Raw genomic sequence first — 18,086 nt, 5'->3', positions numbered from 1 at the left:
CATCACGCCTCCCGCGGGCGGTGGACGACGAACGGCCGCAGGTTGCCGTACAGCCCCCACGGTCCGCCCGCCACACCGACGCCGCTGTCCTTGACACCCGCGAAGGGCTGGGCGAGGGACAGTTCGGCGTGGTGGTTGATCCAGACCGTGCCGCATTCGAGCCGGTCGGCCACCGCCTCGGCCCGGGCGGGGTCGGTGCCCCACACGGAGCCGCCCAGTCCGAAGCCGGTGCCGTTGGCGGCGTCGACGGCTTCGTCGAGGCGCCGGTACGGCAGCACCGGGAGGACCGGCCCGAACTGTTCCTCGGTCACCACCGGGCTGTCGGGCGGGACGTCGGTGAGGATCGTGGGGGCGAAGAAGTGTCCCGGCCCGGCCGGGCGGCGACCGCCGGCCGCCGCCCGGGCACCGTCCGCCAGGGCCCGCCGCGTGATCTGCTCGACCCGGGCCAGCTGGGGGGCGTTGTTGACCGGTCCCAGCCGGGTGTCCGGGTCGAGGCCGGGCCCGACGGCGACGGTCCTGGCGCGCTCGGCGAGCGCTTCGACGACCTGGGCGTGGAGCCGGACCGGGGCGTAGACGCGTTTGACCGCCATGCAGACCTGCCCGCAGTTGCGGAAGGCGGCCCAGAACAGCCGGTCCGCGATCCGGTCCACCTCGACATCGTCCAGCAGGACAGCGGCGTCGTTGCCGCCCAGTTCCAGGGTGACCCGGGCGAGAGAGGCCGCCGCCGCTCCGGCGACGGCCCGCCCGGTGGGCGCCGATCCGGTGAAGGTGACGTGGCGGATGCCGGGGTGGGAGGCGAGGCGGGCGCCGAGCGGTTCGCGGCCGGTGACGACGGTCAGCACGTCCTCGGGCAGGACGGTGGCGAGGACGGAGCCGAGCAGCCGGGTGGCGAGCGGGGTGAAAGGAGACGGTTTGAGGACCACGGTGTTGCCCGCCATGAGTGCGGGCGCGAACTTCGCCGCCGCGAGCTGGAGGGGGAAGTTCCACGGCACGATCGCGGCGACGGGGCCGAGGGATCGCCAGCGGATCTCGCTGTGCACGGGCCGGCCGTCGGTGATGCGCCGGGTCCTGGGGGCCAGGCCGGCGAAGTAGCGCAGGCGGGCCGCCGTACGGGCGATCTCCGCGTGCGACTCGGCCAGGGGCTTGCCCTGTTCCCGGGTGAGCAGCCGGGCGAGGTCCTCGGCGGCCCCCTCCACGGCGCCGGCCGCCGCGCGCAGAGCGGTGGCGCGAACGGCGGGATCGGCGCGCCAGCCCTGCCAGGCCCGGCGGGACCGGTCGACGACGGCGTCCAGTGCGTCCGGCTGCTGGTCGGGGACCTCGTCGAAGACCTCCCCGGTGGCCGGATCGGCGACGGCAAGACGCGGGGCCCGGCGTCCGGGGACGCGGCCGGGCTCGAAGGCCGGCATGCCGGTGGTCAGCTCACGGCGGCGACGCCGGCCGCGTGCTGCCGGGCCTGTCTGTCCATCTCCGCCCGGAAGGCGGCCACCAGGTGCGGCCGGATCCGTCCGGCATTGCGGTCGCCGCCGTCGCAGACCGCTCCCCGCACCCCGACGATGTCCGTGCCGATGCGGGTCAGCGGGCCCAGGTCGGCCTGCTTGACACTGCCTGCGAGGGCGGCCGACAGGCCGGCGGCGTGGGCCAGCCGGACGAACTCGGCACAGGCGTCCGGCGGCACGTGGTCGAACAGCCGCGTCCCGTCCTTGATCGCGGTGTCGAGCATGGCGGCGTCGGCGCCGGAGCGGGCGGCGATGCCGGGCAGGGCGAGCGGGTTGACGCAGCCGATCCGGTGGGCGTCGGCATAACCGGAGGCGACGACGAGCGCTTCGGGGCGGTGGTCCTTCACCGCCCGGACGACCGCGCGCATGACCTCGATGCCCTGGTCGGGCGTCGTGCATCCGTAGAGGCCGACCTTGATGTACGTGGCGCCGGACACGACCGCGCCGAGCGCGGCCTGCGCCACCGTACCGGGCTTGTACGGGACGTCCCCCACCGTCGCGGACACCGGCTTGTCCGCCGGTACCGCGTCGCGGATCTCCCGGATGACCCAGGGGAAGTTCGCGCCGAGAGAGCCCTCGTCGGGCTTCTTGACGTCGACGATGTCGACATGCTCCGCCGCCTTCGCACAGTCGAGAGCCTCCTCGACACCGTCCGGGGAGATGAGAAGCAACACCGTGAACTCCTTCCGCCGCCGGTCCGCCCTCCCGAGGGAGCGGGGGACCGCGGGTCACCTGGTTCATGCGCCGTGCACTCATCATGTCCGTCACTCAGAGGAACCGTAAGGGCGCACAGAGTGTCCATCGGCGCTCATGGTCACCCGCAGCGCGCCGCGCATAGTGGATCAAACCATCCGTATGGGCAATGTTTCGTCCGGTGAGGCAGGTCATGCCGATCGGCGCCGGCGAGGAGCGGCGAGGGGGCGGCTCCCGGTCGACACCGACGTGAACCCCCGCGATCTCAGCCGCTTCCACGCACCTCGGCGAGGCGGGACGAAAGCGTGGTACCACTGGTACCGTGGGTGCCATGTCAGATCCCAAAGCGATGAATCTGCGCTTCCCCGACCCCGCGCAGCGGGCTGCCATCGCGGCGGCCGCCAGGCAGGCGGGGGTCAGTATGCAGGAGTACATCCTCTCGGCGGCCTACGACCGGGCGACCGCGGTGGAGCAGCGGTTCCTGGAGGGCTTCAAGGCGTCCATGGCCCGCAGCGGCGCGGCCTTCGCGGCCGAGCCCAGCAGCGTCGATGTCGGCGCGGAGCAGCGGGAGCTCGAGCGGGAGGCGCTGCGGGAACTCGAGCAGCGGGAGCGGGGCCACGCCGCGTGAGCGAGCAGGAACCCCTCCACCCCCTCGACGTCACGTTCCTGCTGCACGCCGCCGAACTGCTCGGCGGTGATCCGCAGGTCGACGACTACGGGCCGCTGTATGCGGCTGTCGCCCGGGTCAACGCCCGGGCGATGGAGCGGGACATCTACGGATCGCTGTTCCTCAAGGCCGCCGCCCTGCTGCACACCCTGGCGAAGCTGCCGTGCCTGGAGCACTCGAACGAGGCATTCGCCTGGCACGCGACCGAGGCGTACCTGGCCCTCAACGGGCACTCTCTCGACTATCCGCCCAAGGCAGCCGTCGCGCTGGTGCGGGACGCGGCCTGCGGGGCGCTCGGCGTCGCCCGGATCGCCCGGCAACTGCGCGACTGGGCTGTCTGACCCACCGCGGGACGGCTCGAAGCCGGCCGGGGGCGTCGGCGGTGGCGCCCTGCCGGTGGGCGAGGGAACCGTCACGGCAGGCGACCTTGCACCTGGGTGCCGCGGAGCCGGCCGGCAGGGACGCGCGGGCGTTCAGGGGGCCGTCGGCGTCAGGTCCTGCAGGCCCACCACCCGCAGCAGCTGCAAGCGCTGGTACGACTCCGTGCCAGGGCGGGCCGTGTGGATGACGAGCCGCTGGTTGTGGTCGGAGTTGACGAGGACCTCGCAGTCGAGTTCGAGGATGCCGACCGCGGAGTGCCGGAAGCGTTTCGTGGAGGCACGGCGTACGGCGACCTCGTGTTCGTCCCAGAGGCGGGCGAACTCCTCGCTCGCGGCGCGTAGTTCGGCGACGAGGGCGGAGGGTTCGGAGTCCGTGGGACGGGCCGAGGCCACCGCTCGCAGGCCGGCGACCTGCTCGCGGGCGCGCTCGGGGCGGTCCTCGGGCGGGAACAGCTCCTGGGCCGCCGGGTCCAGGAAGAAGCGGCGGATCATCTTGCGTCCCTGGGGCGGGCGGGCGAGGACGTCTCCGCTCAGCGCCCGCGACAGCGCGTTCTGGGCCAGGACCTCGCCGCAGTCGGTCACCACCATGGCCGGGGTATCGTGCAGCCGATCCAATACCAGGAGCAGGCCCGGGCGCACGTGCGTGCCGGTCGCCTCCCGGCACGGCGGCTGTTCACCGGTGAGGTGGAAGAGGTGGTCGCGTTCGTCCTCCGTCAGTCGCAGGGCGCGGGCCAGCGCGGTGAGCATCTGGCGGGACGGGCGCGGGCCCCGGGACTGTTCCAGCCGCGCGTAGTAGTCCACGGACATGCCGGCCAACTGGGCCACCTCCTCGCGGCGCAGCCCCGGCGTACGGCGGCGGGCACCGGCCGAGAGGCCCACGTCGGAGGGGTCCAGGCGGGCGCGGGCGCGGCGCAGGAAGTCGGCGAGTTCGGCTCGGTTCACCTCTCCAGGGTGCGGGAGGCCGGCCGGGTTATCCAGGGACTCCCGATCCGCTGAAGAAGAGGTCTCTCCCCCTCGTCCTCGCATCGGCCGAGGCTGGTCGCGAACGACAGGCGACACAGCGCGTGAGGAGCACATCATGCTGACTTTGGTGACCGGTACGACGGGACAGGTCGGACGCCGCTTCGTGCCGCGGCTGCTGGCCCAGCGGCAGCCGGGCGAGCAGGTGCGGGTCCTGGTACGGGACGCGGCCCGCGGCGAGCGCTTCGCGGAGCTGGGCGCCCAGGTCGCCGTGGGAGACATGCGGGACGAGGGGACGCTCGGCAAGGCGCTCGCCGGCGTGGACGCCGTCGTGAACGTCGCCGCCTCCTTCCGCGGGGTGCCGGACGAGGAGGCGTGGGCCGTCAACCGGGACGCCGCGGTGGCTCTGGGCCGCGCCGCTCAGGCCTTTGGCGTGGAGCGGTTCGTGCAGGTCAGCACCGGCAATGTGTACGGCGTCGGACGGGGCCGCCCGCTGACCGAGGAGGACGAGAGCCAGCCGGGCGGCGAGATGTGGGGCGCCTACCCGGAGTCCAAGGCCGAGGCCGAACTCGAACTGCTCGCGCTCAAGGGCCTGGACGTACGCATCGGGCGGCTCCCCTTCGTCTACGGCGAGGGCGACCCGCACCTCGCCAACGCCTTGCACTGGGCGTCCCGTTGGGCGCCCCACCAGCGCCTGCAGATGGCCCACCACGCGGACGTCGCCCAGGGTCTGATGCGTCTGCTGTACGCGCCGGGCGTCGCCGGCCGGATCTACAACATCGCCGACGACGCCCCTGTCACGACGGTCGAGCTGTACCGGCTCAACGGCGTCGAGGTGCCCGCCGGGCTCCACGAACTCACGGACCCCGACCCGTGGTTCGGAATCATGTCCAACCAGCGCATCCGCCGGGAGCTCGGCTTCCGGCCGATCTACCCGAGCGTCTGGACGGCCCGGGACGCCGGAGCCCTGTGACGGTCACCGCACGTGGTCGGTCCGCCCTCTGATCCGGCCCGGTCGGCACCCCCCCCCGCCACGCCGATCACAACCGCCACCAGGTACGCGGCACCCGGTAGCCCCGAGCACGTCACGATCAGCACCGCGCGGGCGGTATGTGACGCTGCTGCCCGGATCCACGTGCTGTCCGACCGTACCGCCGGTATGCCGCAGGCGGTGCTGCGCGAGCATCCGGACGTCGAGGTCGTGCGCCGGGACGGTTGCGTGACCTGCGCCGAGGCCGTCCGCCGTCGTCCTGTGGGGTTCCGCGGGCCGGACGGATCCCCTGGGGCGGAGCGTGAGGAGAGTGCGGCTCAGCCGCGATGCCGCACTCTCCCGGTCCGGCGCGGGACTTCTACGGTGAGCGGTGCTGCGGGACACGGGGCGGCCCCGGACGGCCCTTCGAAATCAATGTCTCGACAGTGCCGTTTCCCCCTCTGGCGCACGGCCTGGCGTCCGGGCAGATCCGACTCCGAGGTGACGGGCGCGGTCAGGACGTGATGGTGTCCGAGAGCCCCAGATCCCAGACGGCCAGGCCGTGGACGCCCTTGTCCGCGGCGAGTGTGCGCCGGGCGGCGAAGGAACGGGAGTCCGACCACCACAGCACGGTGCCGTCGCCGAGAGTGGCCGTCCACTCCCCCGCGGCGGTGTCGTAGCGGGCCGTGGCGCCGTCCTGGGTGACCAGGTCGCGGGCCTGCCGGTCGCCGACCTGGCTGACGTGCCCGTCGGACGACCAGGCATAGCCGTAACCGGCCACCCCCAGATCGACCTTGCCCGCCGGCACCTCGCCGAGAAGCAGGTCGAGGCTCTTCTCCTGCCAGGACAGCTCACCGACCGGGCCGGGTCCGGAGTCGCCCCAGCCGTGCTCGTCGTACGCCATGAGCGTCACGGTGTCGACCGTGCGGCCCAGGGCGGACAGGTCGTAACCGTTCTGCGCGAACTCGTCCGGCGAGGTGCAGGCGGTGATGTCGATGCCCACCGTCTTCCCGGCCGGCAGCGCCTTCTTCAGTGCCGCCGCGAACCGCGTCAGCCCCGCGGTGTCGCGGGCCTGGAGGGACTCCAGGTCGATGGTGACCGCATCCCACCCCTGCGAACCGACCGCGTCGCTCAGCGTGGAGACGACCGCGTCGATGCCGGCGGTGCCGGACAGCATCCGGTGGGCCGCCGCCTCGTCGAAGTCCTGAAGGGACTCACTGTAGTTGCCGATCAGCAAGTCCGCGCTCAGGCCGAGCGAGTGAGCCGCGGCGAGCTGGGCGCGAGCGCCGGAGTCCGGCGATGTCACCTGCGTACCCTCGGAGTTGATGTTGACGCCGTCCACGCCGACGCGGCTGAGGGCCGTGGAACTCGCGTCGATCAGCGAGGTCGCGTCGCCCTCCTCCTGGTACGCGGTCACGGGCAGGGTCGCGGCGTCCGAGGCGGGCAGGGCCACCACGCCCATGCCCACGGCCAGCAGTCCACCGGCAACGACCGCCCGCACCCGCTTCTTCGACATGGAACTCCTCTTGCTGTGCGCCACGGTGATCCGGAGACAGGAACGCTAACCCATGCGCACCGGCCGGAGGACCTCCACAACGGCGTGGCCGGTGCCGGACGTTCTGGCGCGGCACTCTTCGTACGGCACCGCGCACGGCATCGGTCCCGTCAGACGCACCGTGCCGGCCCGGGAATCCGCGCCCGGACCGGCAGCCGGCGGATCGACGGCGATCGGCAGGACCAGCGCCGGTGCCAAGCACCGCTACGCCGATGGCGGCCGGTGGGCGGGGTGCCGGTCGGCCTGCGGGGGGGGGCCGGGCATCGCCGGCGCTGCCCGGCGTGGTGGTCGGCAAGAGGAAGGAGACCGGGCGTCCTCGCGGGCGGCCGGGTCCTCGGTGGGCGGCCGGCAGCGGCATCCGGTCGGGCGAGCCGGCGTAGCGGATCGCCCGCGAGGAACGCCCGGACGTCCCCGACGGCCCGGCCGTGGTCACCTCGTGTGGTGGGCCCGGGAGGCATGGCCGAGGTGCGGGGTGGCGAGCGGCCGGGGTGCGGTGCGCGGCGGGTGATCGGCGGGCAGCGGTTCCTCGTCGAGGACGCCGAGGCCAGCGCCGGCGATGCGAGCGGCTGTGACGGTGTGCTGTTGCCGGGCGCCGGCCCCGGTGATCTACTCGGGGAAAGGCCGCCCCGGACGGAGCGGTCGGGTCGGCGGTGTCCCGTGCCGCCGAGTCACAGGAGAGCCCCGGGGCCGTACGGTCCGGGGCGGTTCACGGGATGGTCCCCGATGGCTGCTGAGCGTTCCTCCCGGCGGCCGGTGGCCGACCGGGTGCCCCGCTACCGGCGGGAGTTGCTGCGCGGGGACGTACTCGCGGGCCTGACGGTGTGGACGTTGATCGTGCCGGAGGCCGTGGCGTACGCGGAGATCGCCGGAGTTCCGCCGCAGAACGCGTTCTACGCCGCGCCGATCGCGCTCGTGGTCTACGCGTCACTGGGGAGTTCGCGGTTTCTGGTCGTGGGGGCGACATCGGCCGCGGCCGTGCTGTCGGCGTCCGCCGTCAAGGGCGTCAGCGGTGATCCGGACACCGCCGTCGGGCTGTCGGCGGCGCTGGCGGTCATCGTGGGCGCGGTGCTGGTGGCGGCCGGAGCGGCCCGGCTGGGGTTCCTGACCAGCTTTCTGGCGGAACCCGCCCTGGTCGGCTTCCTCTTCGGCATGGCGTTGACGATCATGGTGCGGCAGGCGGGGAAGATCGTCGGTGTCTCCGGCGGGGAAGGCGACTTCTTCCAGCGCCTGGCGAAGCTGCTGAGTCAGGCGAACGGGTGGTCGTGGACCACTGTCACCGTGGGTGTGTCGGCGATCGTCTCGCTCCTGCTGCTGGAGCGCCTCCTGCCGCGGCTGCCGGCCTCGCTGGCCGTGCTGGCCGCCGGCCTGCTCCTCTCCCAGGTCCTGGACCTGCACGCTCACGGGGTGGCGACGGTGGGGAGGATCCCCGTGGCCGTGCCGGTCCCCCACCTGCCCGGGATCCCGGCCGCCGACTGGGCCGAGCTGGCCGCCGGCTCCCTCGGGGTGGCACTGGTCGCCTTCGCCGAGTCGTACAGCATCGGCGGTCGCTTCGCCCGCCTGCACGGCGACGAGGTGGCGGCCGACCGCGAGATGGTGGCGGTCGGCGCGGCCAACCTCGCGGTGGGCTTCTTCCGCGGCTTCTCGGTCTCCGGCAGCGCGTCGCGCAGCGCGGCCGCCGAGGGCGCGGGCGGCCGCAGCCGCATGGTCTCCCTGGTGGCGGCGCTGCTCGTGCTGCTGACCGGGGCCTTCTTGACGTCGCTGTTCACGCCGCTGCCCGAGGCGGTGCTCGGAGCCATCGTGATCGTCGCCGTGAAGGGCTTCCTGCGCGTCGGTGAGTTGCGCCGCTACGCCACGCACGACCGGCCCAGTCTCTGGATCGCCCTCACCGCCCTGATCGGTGTTCTGGTGCTCGACCTGCTTCCCGGGCTGCTCCTCGCGGTTCTGGCGTCACTGGTGCTGTTCATCGCCTATGCGAGCACTCCCCGTCTGGCGGTCCTGGGCCTGCTGCCCGGCACCGGCGTGTGGGGCGACCTGAAGGAGCACCCCCGGGCCGTGGCGGCGCCGGGAATCCTCGTGATCCGGCCGGACGGAGCGCTCTTCTTCGGCAACGTCGATCGTGTCCGCTCGGCCGTGAAGGACCTGGTGGCCGCGTCCGACGCGCCGCCCCGGGCCGTGGTGGTGGATCTGACGGCCAGCTATCGGCTCGGTCTGCCCGTCCTGGACACTCTGGCGGACCTCGCCGCGGACCTCGGCCGTCAGGGAATCGAACTCCGTCTGGCGCGGGTCCGGGCCGGCCCCGCGCGCTCGCTGTCCCGGCACCCGCTGCACGAGACCCTCAGCCCCGAGCGCCTCCACACGACGGTGACCGAGGCGGTGGACGCGCTGGGTGACGGACACGGATGACGACGACCGGACGGCCTCGGGCCTCACGCCTCGGGCCTCGGGTTTTCTGCCCTGTGACCTGCGACGCCCGGTTGCCGAGGTACGGACGTGGTGATCTACTCGACCAGTAGGTGCGTGTGGGAGCACCCGGCCCGGCACCCATGAGACATGGCGCAGAACGCCGCCCTGTGTGCACCGGGAGCGGCCGGGACGCGTCGTCGTGACGCTCACCGGCTTCCTCGGTCCGTGCGGCGGCTGCTGCGAGCCGCGCCGTCCGGCCTCTTGAGAGGAGCACGGAATGGCATCCTCAGCCACCAGCCACCGTCCGATGCACCGTCTGCGGCACGACGTCGCCGGGGCCGCAGTCGGCCTGGGTCACGCCGCGGCCGCCACCGGAAAGGCCACCGCGGCCGCCGTCCGTCACCCGCAGGAGACCATCGACCGCGCCAGGAAGATGACACGGACCCTGCCCATGGCCTGGCACTCGGTGAAGCCGACGCTGACCGGCCGGGTGGACGACTGGCGCCGGGAGTACGCGTACGCGCTGGGGCAGCAGGCCTTCGTCTACGGATTCCCCTACTACTACAACGCCGTGCTCCGCCACCGCTGGGTGACGCAGAAGCCCGAGACGGAGACGACGCCGTACGCCCCCGTCAACCACTTCTGGCACGCGAGCAGGCTCTGGGACGCCGAGGACCGGGAGGGTGTGTCCCCGAACAACGACACGCTGTACTCCTGGGCCTGGGCCGATCTGCGCGAGGAGCCCCTCGTCCTGTCGCACCCCGACATGAGCGAGCGCTACTTCACCTTCGAACTGGTCTCCTTCACCTCCGACAACTACGACTACGTGGGCATGCGGGCGACGGGACCGGAGGCCGGTCACTTCGCGCTCATCGGCCCGGACTGGACCGGCGACCTCCCACCGGGCGTACGCCGCACGGCGACCGCCCCCACCCCGTGGGTCCTGGTGGTCGGACGGACCCTCGTGGAGGACGTGGACGACCTCCCGACCGTGCACGCGGTGCAGCAGCAGTACCGGCTGACGCCGCTCCACCTGTTCGGCAAGGAGGGCGTCACCCTGCCGGAACGCCGCGACGTACCGGTGCCGGTCGACCCCGCCGAGGACCCGCTCGGGCCGTGGAAGACACTCAACGCGGCGCTGGCCGAGAACCCTCTGCCGAAGCACCACGACATCCTGCTGCGGCAGTTCGCGGAGATCGGCGTCGGGCCGGGGCTGGACGTCGGGGCACAACCGGAGCCGGTGCAGGAGGGACTGATCCGGGCCGCCGCCACAGCCGTACCCATGCTCGAACAGCAGCTGCTCAGCGGCCAGTGGGGTGAGCTGATCAACGGCTGGCGGTACCCTCCCCCGCAGATCGGGCACTTCGGGGACGACTTCCTCAGACGAGCCGCGGAGCAGTCCCTGGTGGGCATCGCCATCAACGACGCCGAGGAGGCGGTCTACCTGGCGGCCTTCACCGACGGGGCGGGCGAGACGCTGTCCACCGGCCGCTACGCACTGCACTTCGAGGCGGGGATGCTGCCGCCGGTCGACGCGTTCTGGTCGCTCACCGCCTACGACGAGGACCGCAATCTGATCCCGAACCCCATCGACCGGTACTCCGTCGGAGACCGCACCACGGGGCTGGCCATGGACCCCGACGGCGGCCTGACGCTTCACCTGCAGCCGGACTCACCGGGACCCGACCGGGAGCCCAACTGGCTGCCCACGCCGCAGCAGGGCATCTGGTACGTCGCGCTGCGCATGTACCTCCCGCGGCCCGAGGCCGTCGACGCGCGCTGGCACTGCCCGCCGGTCAACCGCGTCGGCTGACGGAACCCGGACGGAGGACGGGCGGCACGGGCGCCGCAGCCGGGACACGCGCCACGGGACCGGAACCGGACAGACCCGGATCACCCGCCCGTACGCCGGAAGCCCACCGGCTGATCGGTCAGGTGTTCTCCGCGAGGAGGGCGGTTCCCAGCGGGGTGAGGGTGTGGACCACCGTGTTGCGATGGCGGGTGGAGACGATCAGGTTCGCTGCGCGCAGTGCGGTGGCGTGCTGGCTGACGGTGGGCGGAGCGAGGCCGGTGCGCCGGGCGAGTTCGCTGGTGGTACAGCCTTGTTCGATCACGCGCAGGGCAGCGGCCCTGCCCGGCCCGAGCAGGCGGGCCAGCGCGTCGCTCCGGGTGAGGGCGGGGTGGACCCACCAGTCCCGCCCGGGGGCGACAGGATAGATCAGGACCGGGGCGAGGTCGGGATCGATGAGGGTGACGGGGCCGCCGTGGCAGAACACCGAGGGCACCAGGAGCAGACCTCGTCCGGCCAGGTGGAGGTCCCGGTTGACGGGGTAGTCCGCTTCCAGCACGGGGGGAGACCATCTCAGGGCGGGGCGCAGGCTGTGCAGCAGCCCGTCGGTGCCGTGGTCGAGCAGAGCGCGAGCGCGTACGGCCCGGTCCGCGTCGACGAGAGCGTGGAGGCGCGGCCAGACCGGGGCGAGCACGGCCTGGTAGTACCCCTGCAGCGCGTTGCCGAGTTCGGTGAGGGTGGCCCGGTCGGCGTCGGCCAACGGCTCGGCCCATGCGGGCGGGTCGGCGAGAACGGCCAGATCCTTGCGTAATCGCCGTTTCGGTGTGGCCAGCACCGCCGTGACACCCGCGCGCAGATCGGGTGCTGTCTGGAACGGCGTCAGGAAGTCGGGGAAGTCCCCCACGGACGGGGCAAGGTAACGGATCAGCTTCACCTGCGCTCTGGGCAGGCGGCGCAGTCGCGCCCTAGCGCGCACACGCCATGCTCCGAAGACGGCCCTGCCCTCGGTGTTCAGGAGCTTGTTCGCGCTCAGTACGATCTCCCACATCGGGTCCGGACCGCGGGCGACGTGGACCCGCGACAGATCCTCCACCGAGAAATGCACCCTCAGCTTCATTGGCTCTTCCCACCTGCAACCAACAGACCTTCACATCCTGGGTGTGCCGCACACCTTCTGACCAGCCTCATTCGGCGGTGCTGAAAAGATCTCGCCATCCGCCCCCGGCGCCCGCCACCCTGGCATGGACACGGTCAATCTGCCGGAGCGGGCCCGGTACGTCGGGCGGTTCGAGCAGGTCGGCGGGGTCCCTGTTCCCGGGCCCCTCACGGATCATCTGATCCGCAAGGGCCCCCGGCGTGGAGCAGGTCCCAGAGAGGTCATCAGGAGGGGAATGTGAGCATGTCATCACGTAAGGCTGTCGCTGCGCTGGCCGCGGCTGCGGCGCTGGCCCTGAGCCCGGCTCTGACAGGTACCGCATCGGCTGCGTCCGGGGCCGTCCAGGCGACGCAGCTCCAACTGCAGGTGAACAGCTATCTGGCCACGCACCCGGGTACGCACCAGATCTCCGCCAACAAGATCGCGATCCCCGGAGGCAGCGTGACACTCGCTGCGGCCGGCACCAACACCGTTTCTCCCGCAATCTCGTGCGGCAGCGGGCACCTGTGCATCCAGGACGGCACGGGCGCCACGTACGACTACTACTACTGCGGCTACTACAGCTTCGACGGCGTCGGCGACGGCACGTTCAACAACAACCAGACGTCGGGCACCGTGGCCAAGTTCTACAACTCCGACGGCAGCCTGCGGTGGACCAACACCGCCAAGGACACCGGCACCGCGTCGTGGACCCCTGTGTACTACATCCGGCCCTGCTGACCGGACCGGGAACACGCCGGTAACAGCGGCACACGGCCGAAAGCCGGGCCCAGGCCCCTCACGAAGGGGCCCGGGCCCGGCGCGCGGCCTCGGCACCGCCCGGCCGGGTGGACAGGAACGGGGACGTCGCGGGGCGCGTCCTGCCAGCTGTTGTGCGCGGCGTCGACGACGTGGGTGAGGACCGTGTCCCGCCCGTTGCCGACGGCGATGTTCCCGTACAGGGCCACGGCGACCGGGACGTCGCCGCCGCCGAGGGTGAACCCGTCGCCGCCGCCCTTCCAGGACGTACGGTTCCAGCGGTTGAAGCCGTTGCCGTAGGACCAGTTCCCCTCGATGGTGACGGGGGTGGTGAACTCGCCGAAGCCGAAGCCGTCGTCTGCGTTGCGGTAGGCGCGGCAGCGGGCCGGGGTGGGCCGCGGGGGCGGTGCCGTGCAGTGCGGTCCGTACGGCCTCGGCCAGGGCGGGCGGAACCGCCGCGAGGCCGGCGCGGTCGTCAGCCCCAGAGGTCAGCTCTCCTGCGGCACGGCCATCTCACCGAGGCGCGACCAGTCGTCCTGCGGGACGGTCACGTTGACGATGCGGGGAGTCTCCGCGAGGTGACGCGGGAGTGCCTCGCAGGCCGTGCGGAAGTGGTCGGAGCCGACGTGAGCCGCGCCGGCCGCGTCGTCGCGGAACGCCTCGGTCAGCACGTACTCCGTCGGATCGTCGACGCTGCGGGACCACTCGAACCACAGGCAGCCCGGCTCGGCGCGGGTCGCCCGCGTGAACTCCCCGGTGATCCCGAGCCAGGCGTCCGCGTGGTCGGGCAGAACGCGGAACTTCGCGGTGATGAAGATCATCGGTTCTCCTCACGAACGGTGTGTGGGCCCGGCGCCCCGGGCCCGTACGGTGTTCCCGCTCAGGGGACGAGGATCGCGCGTCCCCGGACCCGGCCCGCTTCCAGGTCGTGGAGGGCGTCCTGGAAGCGGTCGAGCGGATAGGAGGTGGTGTGCAGGCGGACGCGCCCCTGGGCGGCGAGCACCATCAATTCGCACAGGTCGTTGTAGGAGCCGACGAGGTTGCCGATGAAGTTGATCTCGCTGGAGATGATGTCGATGGTCGGCACATCGATGTTCTCGCCGTAGCCGACCACGTGGTAGTCGCCCGCGCGGCGCAGCATGCGCAGCCCGTCCCGGGTGGCGCCGCCCTCGCCGACGAAGTCGATCACCACCTCCGCTCCCCGGCCGCCGGTGAGCTCCAGCACCCGCTCGACATGTCCCCCGTCGGCGACGACGCCGCGGTCGGCTCCGATGGAGCCGGCCAGCTCCACCGCGTCCGGGTTGCGGTCGACGACCACGATCTCGGCGGCCGTCAGGGCCTTGAGCACCTGCACGCCGATGTGCCCGAGCCCGCCGGCGCCGATGACCGCACAGACGTCGCCGGGCCGTAGCTTCCGGGCCGCCTTGGCCACGGCGTGGTACGCCGTGAGGCCGGCGTCGGCCAGGGCCGCGACGCCGGCCGGCTCCAGGGGGTCGTCGATGCGGACGACACTGCGGGCGGAGGTCTTCAGGTACTCGGCGTAGCCGCCGGCCGTGTCGATGCCGGGAAAGAGGCTCTGCTCGCAGTGGACGTCGTCACCGGACCGGCACGCCCGGCACAGCCCGCAGGTGATCAGCGGGTGGACGATGACCTTGTCGCCCTCGGCGACATTGGTGACGGCGCTGCCGACCGCATGCACCCAGCCGGCGTTCTCGTGGCCGATCGTGTAGGGCAGTGTCACGCCGGACTTCGCCGCCCACTGCCCTTCGAGGATGTGCAGGTCGGTCCGGCACACGCCGGCGCCGCCGATCCTCACGACGACGTCGTACGGGCCGGTGACCGAGGGGGTGGGGACGTCGGTCATCTCGGGGTCACGGCCGTAGCCGACGACCTGGACTGCTTTCACGAGGCCTTCTCCCTGGCGAGCGTCGCGGGCTGCGGAACCGCGGCCCGGGGGGACTGGTCGGCCGCGGCCTGCGGGTAGCGGGTCCGCAGCAGGCCCCGGCAGAAGTGCGCGTTCCCCTCGATCGAGATGCGGACCGCCCGGGCGAACCTCAGCCGCAGCGGAATCTCACCCGGTGGGAAGGGGCGCCCGTCGTCGTCGACGAGGACGGGCGCCGAAGCCGCCGTGCCGAGGCCGAGCGCCTCACGCCGGCGCAGCAGCGCACGGGTCGCGGCGGTGTCGGGCAGGTCGCCGAGCACCAGGTCGGGCAGTTCCTCCTCGGTGCGGCCGGGGTCCTGCCGGAGCAGTGCGGTGACGGCCCGTTCCATCGCCGCCGCGTGGGCCTTGCGCCGGAAGACGAGCCGGAGCCCCTCCAGGCTCTCCTCGGCCTCGGCGCCGAACGTACCCCGGTACCCGGCGTCGGCGGCCAGGCCGCGGTTGATCAGGTCGGAGTCGTGGTGGTCGTCGAGCAGAACCGTGACCGGGCCGGCGTCCGGCAGGGCCGTCAGGACGTCCTTGGTGTCGGAGGCCATGAGGTAGGCGAAGTTCGGGGAGCAGAAGGAGGTGGGCAGCCGGAGGTGCACCGTCAGCCCGCCGTCGGGGCCGGCCTCCACGGAGCGGACGAAACCGAGGTCGGTGATCGGTTCGTCCAGTTCGGGATCGAGGACCGCGCGCAGCGCCTCCCTGGCCCGCTGCTCCAGGGTTCCGGCAGGCATGTCACGTCTCCTCGGGCTGTGCCGCGACGGAGGCCGCCCCGGCGGGGCCTGCGGCCTCGCTCGCGGCCGGGCCCGGGGCGGTGGCCGCGGCCTCGGCCTCCGCGGGCACCGGGATGCCGTACATGGCCGCCGCGTTCAGTCCGAGGATCTTCTTCTTCTGATCGACGGTGATCGGCGCGTACTCGTCCTGCATGTCCTCGGGGATCTGGAAGTCGACGAACCGCTCGATCAGCCACCGGGGCGTCCACAGCGCGTAGTCGCTGGAGAACTGGATGCGGTTCTCGTCCAGCCAGTACAGCAGCTCTCCGATGATCTGCGCGAAGTAGCGGGGGCGGGTGTGGATGAAGGGGATGGCGACCGCGAGTCCGGCGTGCACGTTGGGCTCCTGGGTGGCGATCCAGCAGAAGTCCTCCAGCCGGGGCAGCCCGCAGTGCTCGACGACGAAGTTCAGCTCGGTGAAGTCCGTCGCGGCCTTGTCGACGTCCGCGACGTCGAAGGCGTCCCGGTCCAGCGGCCGGATCGTCGGCCCCTTGTGGACGTGGATGTTGCGGATGCCGAGCTCCTGGGCCAGCTCCAGGTAGCGGTAGGACCACGGGTCGTCCAGCTTGTAGCCGCGCGAGTCGCCGTGCCACTCCGCGGTGTAGAGCTTGGCCCCCTTGAGCTGGAACCGGTCGGCGTCCCGCCGCAGTTGTTCGAGGCCGCGCTCCTCGTAGCGGGGATCCCAGCAGTGGTTGTAGGTCAGCTTGTCGGGGTACTGCCGGGCCAGCTCGAAGGCCTCCTCCGTCTGCCCGAAGCCGCTGCGGTAGAAGGCGCCGAGCAAGGCGGGCTGGAAGATCGCGTGGTCCACGTACCCGTCGGTGAAGAGGTCCTTCATCAGCCGCTGTCCGCCGTAGTAGAGGTACTCCTCGTACGGCCACACCTCCGACTCGGGGCTCAGATTGCGGTGGTAGTCGTAGAAGCAGTCGATGAACTGCTTGCCGTGGATGTTGAGCTGGTTCTCGGGGCGTGCGTCCCACAGCGCGATGTGCGCGTCCACGATGAAGTAGTTCTCGCCGTCCTTGCTGTACACGTCGGCCTCCGTCCCTCTGAATGCCTCGTGCTACAAGGACGACGTTAGGCACGAAGCAGACAGCCTGCGAGTCGTGACCGTCCCGGTCCGGGACGACCGGCCGGGAGTGCCTCCCGCGACCGCGGCCCGCCGCCGGACCCGCGGGGGACACTCATGACGGGGGCGGCCCGACCGCCGACGGTGTGCACACAGTTTTGGGACATGTTTTACGGGATGCGGGCAACTACGACGCACACCGCGGCTGTCTCAGCAGGCAGTCGGGTTCGTCAGCACCGAAGAGCGAGAGAGCGGGGCAGTTCATGGGACGGCGCAAGGGCGGCATAGGGATCGCACTCGCCACAGGGGTGATCCTGGCGGGTACGAGTGCCTGCGGCGGGGGTCACGGCAGCGATGCGGCGGCCGGGGACGGCGCGTCGGCGTCGGGCAAGCCTGCCGCGAGCGCCTCGCCGTCGCCGACGAAGCCTGCGGGTCCGCCGATGCTGCTGGAGACGATCACTCCCCAGACGGGAACCACGGTGGGCGTGGCCATGCCGATCTCGGTGATCTTCACGAACCCGGTGGCCGCCAAGGCGCGGGCCACCGTGGAGAAGCACATGAAAGTCAGCGCCTCGCAGCCGGTGGCCGGCGCGTGGCACTGGTTCGGCGACCGGCGCGCCGACTGGCGGCCGAAGACGTACTGGCCCGCCGGCACCAAGGTGAAGATCGACGCCGACATGAAAGGCGTCAGCAACGGCAACGGACGCTACGGCGTGCACGGCTACACCCACACCTTCCAGGTCGGTGACGACGTACGCGCGGATGTCTCGGTGACCGGCCACACCATGAAGGTGACCCGGAACGGCAAGGCGGTACGCACCCTGTCGATCAACGCGGGCAGCGCCCAGTACCCGACGTGGAACGGCACGATGGCTGTCATCGACAAGCAGGAGAAGGTCCACATGACCTCCTGCAGCGTCGGCATCAGCTGTGACAAGGGAAGTGCCAACTACTACGACCTGACACTGCCCTGGGACGTCCACCTGACCCAGTCCGGCACGTATGTGCACTACTCCACCGGCGACCCCGATCCGGGCAGCGGCAGCGCCCGCGGCTCGCACGGCTGCGTCCATCTGTCCCTGGCGGACGCCAAGTGGTTCTACGGCCAGGTCAAGCAGGGCGACCCGGTCACCATCACCGGATCGTCCCGGGCCAAGGCCCCTGCCGACAACGGGTACGCCGACTTCAACCTGGGATGGGACCAGTGGCTCGCCGGCAGCGCCTCCGGGGAGCAGACCGCCACGACGCTGTGAGGCGGCCGCCCGCGCGTACGAAACCGTGAACCCCGGGCAGGCGGTGTCCGGGCGGCCTCGTGCCCGGCCCGCCGTGCCCGGCCCGCCGTGCCGGGCACGAGGCCGCTCGCTTCCGTACCGGGCCGAAGCCCGACGAGCCGGTGACCACCGCCCGCCGCACCGCCCGCCGCACCGCCGGCCGCCGCACCCGAAGTCCTCACGGCCGGCGGCCGTGCCTCGTCCGGCGTCCGGGCGTCGGCTGTCTCATCCGGTCCCCGGTAACG

General features: G+C 72.1%; 16 protein-coding genes and 1 pseudogene. 7 read left to right on the top strand and 10 right to left on the bottom strand.

What is annotated here, in order from left to right:
* Positions 1-2: 2 nt before the first annotated feature.
* Together ABZ862_RS24605 and ABZ862_RS24600 are read right to left on the bottom strand one after the other, a co-directional pair.
* Complete coding sequence (locus ABZ862_RS24605; RefSeq protein ID WP_360961714.1) at positions 3-1,406, bottom strand: aldehyde dehydrogenase family protein; 1,404 nt, start codon at positions 1,404-1,406, stop codon at positions 3-5.
* Positions 1,407-1,414: 8 nt separating this feature from the next.
* Positions 1,415-2,170 carry a (5-formylfuran-3-yl)methyl phosphate synthase gene (locus tag ABZ862_RS24600; protein ID WP_360961711.1) on the bottom strand — a complete coding sequence of 252 codons (756 nt, stop codon included), beginning with the start codon at positions 2,168-2,170 and terminating at the stop codon, positions 1,415-1,417.
* Between the two features lie 350 nt (positions 2,171-2,520).
* Here ABZ862_RS24600 and ABZ862_RS24595 point away from each other — a divergent pair, with 350 nt between their 5' ends.
* Together ABZ862_RS24595 and ABZ862_RS24590 are read left to right on the top strand one after the other, a co-directional pair.
* Positions 2,521-2,817, top strand: coding sequence for a hypothetical protein (locus ABZ862_RS24595; protein ID WP_360961708.1), 297 nt, complete (start codon positions 2,521-2,523; stop codon positions 2,815-2,817).
* Complete coding sequence (locus ABZ862_RS24590; RefSeq protein WP_360961705.1) at positions 2,814-3,197, top strand: fic family toxin-antitoxin system, toxin component; 384 nt, start codon at positions 2,814-2,816, stop codon at positions 3,195-3,197. The genes ABZ862_RS24595 and ABZ862_RS24590 overlap by 4 nt, the downstream gene beginning before the upstream one ends.
* Before the next feature lie 132 nt (positions 3,198-3,329).
* On the opposite strand, the gene ABZ862_RS24585 is transcribed toward ABZ862_RS24590, so the two are convergent.
* Positions 3,330-4,178: a helix-turn-helix transcriptional regulator gene (locus tag ABZ862_RS24585; RefSeq protein WP_360961702.1), complete on the bottom strand. Its 849-nt coding sequence runs from the start codon at positions 4,176-4,178 to the stop codon at positions 3,330-3,332.
* A 136-nt stretch (positions 4,179-4,314) separates the two neighbouring features.
* On the opposite strand from ABZ862_RS24585, the gene ABZ862_RS24580 reads away from it, so the two are divergent.
* On the top strand, positions 4,315-5,169 hold the full coding sequence (locus tag ABZ862_RS24580) for an NAD(P)-dependent oxidoreductase (RefSeq protein ID WP_360961699.1): 855 nt from the start codon (positions 4,315-4,317) through the stop codon (positions 5,167-5,169).
* 511 nt (positions 5,170-5,680) lie between these two features.
* Here ABZ862_RS24580 and ABZ862_RS24575 read toward each other — a convergent pair.
* Together ABZ862_RS24575 and ABZ862_RS24570 are read right to left on the bottom strand one after the other, a co-directional pair.
* Positions 5,681-6,682, bottom strand: a complete 1,002-nt coding sequence (locus ABZ862_RS24575; RefSeq protein WP_360961696.1) for a glycosyl hydrolase family 18 protein — start codon at positions 6,680-6,682, stop codon at positions 5,681-5,683.
* Positions 6,683-7,089: 407 nt separating this feature from the next.
* A pseudogene (locus ABZ862_RS24570) lies at positions 7,090-7,282 on the bottom strand (D-2-hydroxyacid dehydrogenase family protein); the annotation flags it as partial.
* Between the two features lie 162 nt (positions 7,283-7,444).
* On the opposite strand from ABZ862_RS24570, the gene ABZ862_RS24565 reads away from it, so the two are divergent.
* A complete protein-coding gene (locus ABZ862_RS24565; protein WP_360961693.1) occupies positions 7,445-9,124 on the top strand; it encodes a SulP family inorganic anion transporter in 1,680 nt (559 codons plus the stop codon).
* Between the two features lie 277 nt (positions 9,125-9,401).
* Positions 9,402-10,937 (top strand): DUF1254 domain-containing protein, encoded by a 1,536-nt coding sequence (locus ABZ862_RS24560; protein ID WP_360961690.1) that lies wholly within the window; start codon positions 9,402-9,404, stop codon positions 10,935-10,937.
* A gap of 118 nt (positions 10,938-11,055) precedes the next feature.
* On the opposite strand, the gene ABZ862_RS24555 is transcribed toward ABZ862_RS24560, so the two are convergent.
* On the bottom strand, positions 11,056-12,030 hold the full coding sequence (locus ABZ862_RS24555) for an ArsR family transcriptional regulator (RefSeq protein ID WP_360961687.1): 975 nt from the start codon (positions 12,028-12,030) through the stop codon (positions 11,056-11,058).
* 282 nt (positions 12,031-12,312) lie between these two features.
* Between ABZ862_RS24555 and ABZ862_RS24550 the strand changes: the two genes are divergently transcribed.
* Positions 12,313-12,789, top strand: a complete 477-nt coding sequence (locus ABZ862_RS24550; protein WP_360961684.1) for a hypothetical protein — start codon at positions 12,313-12,315, stop codon at positions 12,787-12,789.
* 506 nt (positions 12,790-13,295) lie between these two features.
* On the opposite strand, the gene ABZ862_RS24545 is transcribed toward ABZ862_RS24550, so the two are convergent.
* The 4 genes from ABZ862_RS24545 to ABZ862_RS24530 are packed head-to-tail and all read right to left on the bottom strand — an operon-like array spanning position 13,296 to position 16,534.
* Positions 13,296-13,628: a putative quinol monooxygenase gene (locus tag ABZ862_RS24545; RefSeq protein WP_360961682.1), complete on the bottom strand. Its 333-nt coding sequence runs from the start codon at positions 13,626-13,628 to the stop codon at positions 13,296-13,298.
* Between the two features lie 59 nt (positions 13,629-13,687).
* Complete coding sequence (locus ABZ862_RS24540; RefSeq protein ID WP_360961679.1) at positions 13,688-14,713, bottom strand: NAD(P)-dependent alcohol dehydrogenase; 1,026 nt, start codon at positions 14,711-14,713, stop codon at positions 13,688-13,690.
* A complete protein-coding gene (locus ABZ862_RS24535) occupies positions 14,710-15,465 on the bottom strand; it encodes an iron-sulfur cluster assembly protein (RefSeq protein WP_360961677.1) in 756 nt (251 codons plus the stop codon). Before ABZ862_RS24535 ends, ABZ862_RS24540 begins: the two co-directional genes overlap by 4 nt.
* 1 nt (position 15,466) lies before the next feature.
* Positions 15,467-16,534: an amidohydrolase family protein gene (locus ABZ862_RS24530; RefSeq protein WP_360961674.1), complete on the bottom strand. Its 1,068-nt coding sequence runs from the start codon at positions 16,532-16,534 to the stop codon at positions 15,467-15,469.
* A gap of 299 nt (positions 16,535-16,833) precedes the next feature.
* Between ABZ862_RS24530 and ABZ862_RS24525 the strand changes: the two genes are divergently transcribed.
* Positions 16,834-17,823: a L,D-transpeptidase gene (locus tag ABZ862_RS24525; RefSeq protein ID WP_360961671.1), complete on the top strand. Its 990-nt coding sequence runs from the start codon at positions 16,834-16,836 to the stop codon at positions 17,821-17,823.
* Positions 17,824-18,086: the final 263 nt, after the last annotated feature.

The organism is Streptomyces sp. NPDC047000 (assembly GCF_040644295.1).
Lineage (GTDB): Bacteria > Actinomycetota > Actinomycetes > Streptomycetales > Streptomycetaceae > Streptomyces.
This window is presented reverse-complemented; position numbering and strand designations above follow the sequence as displayed.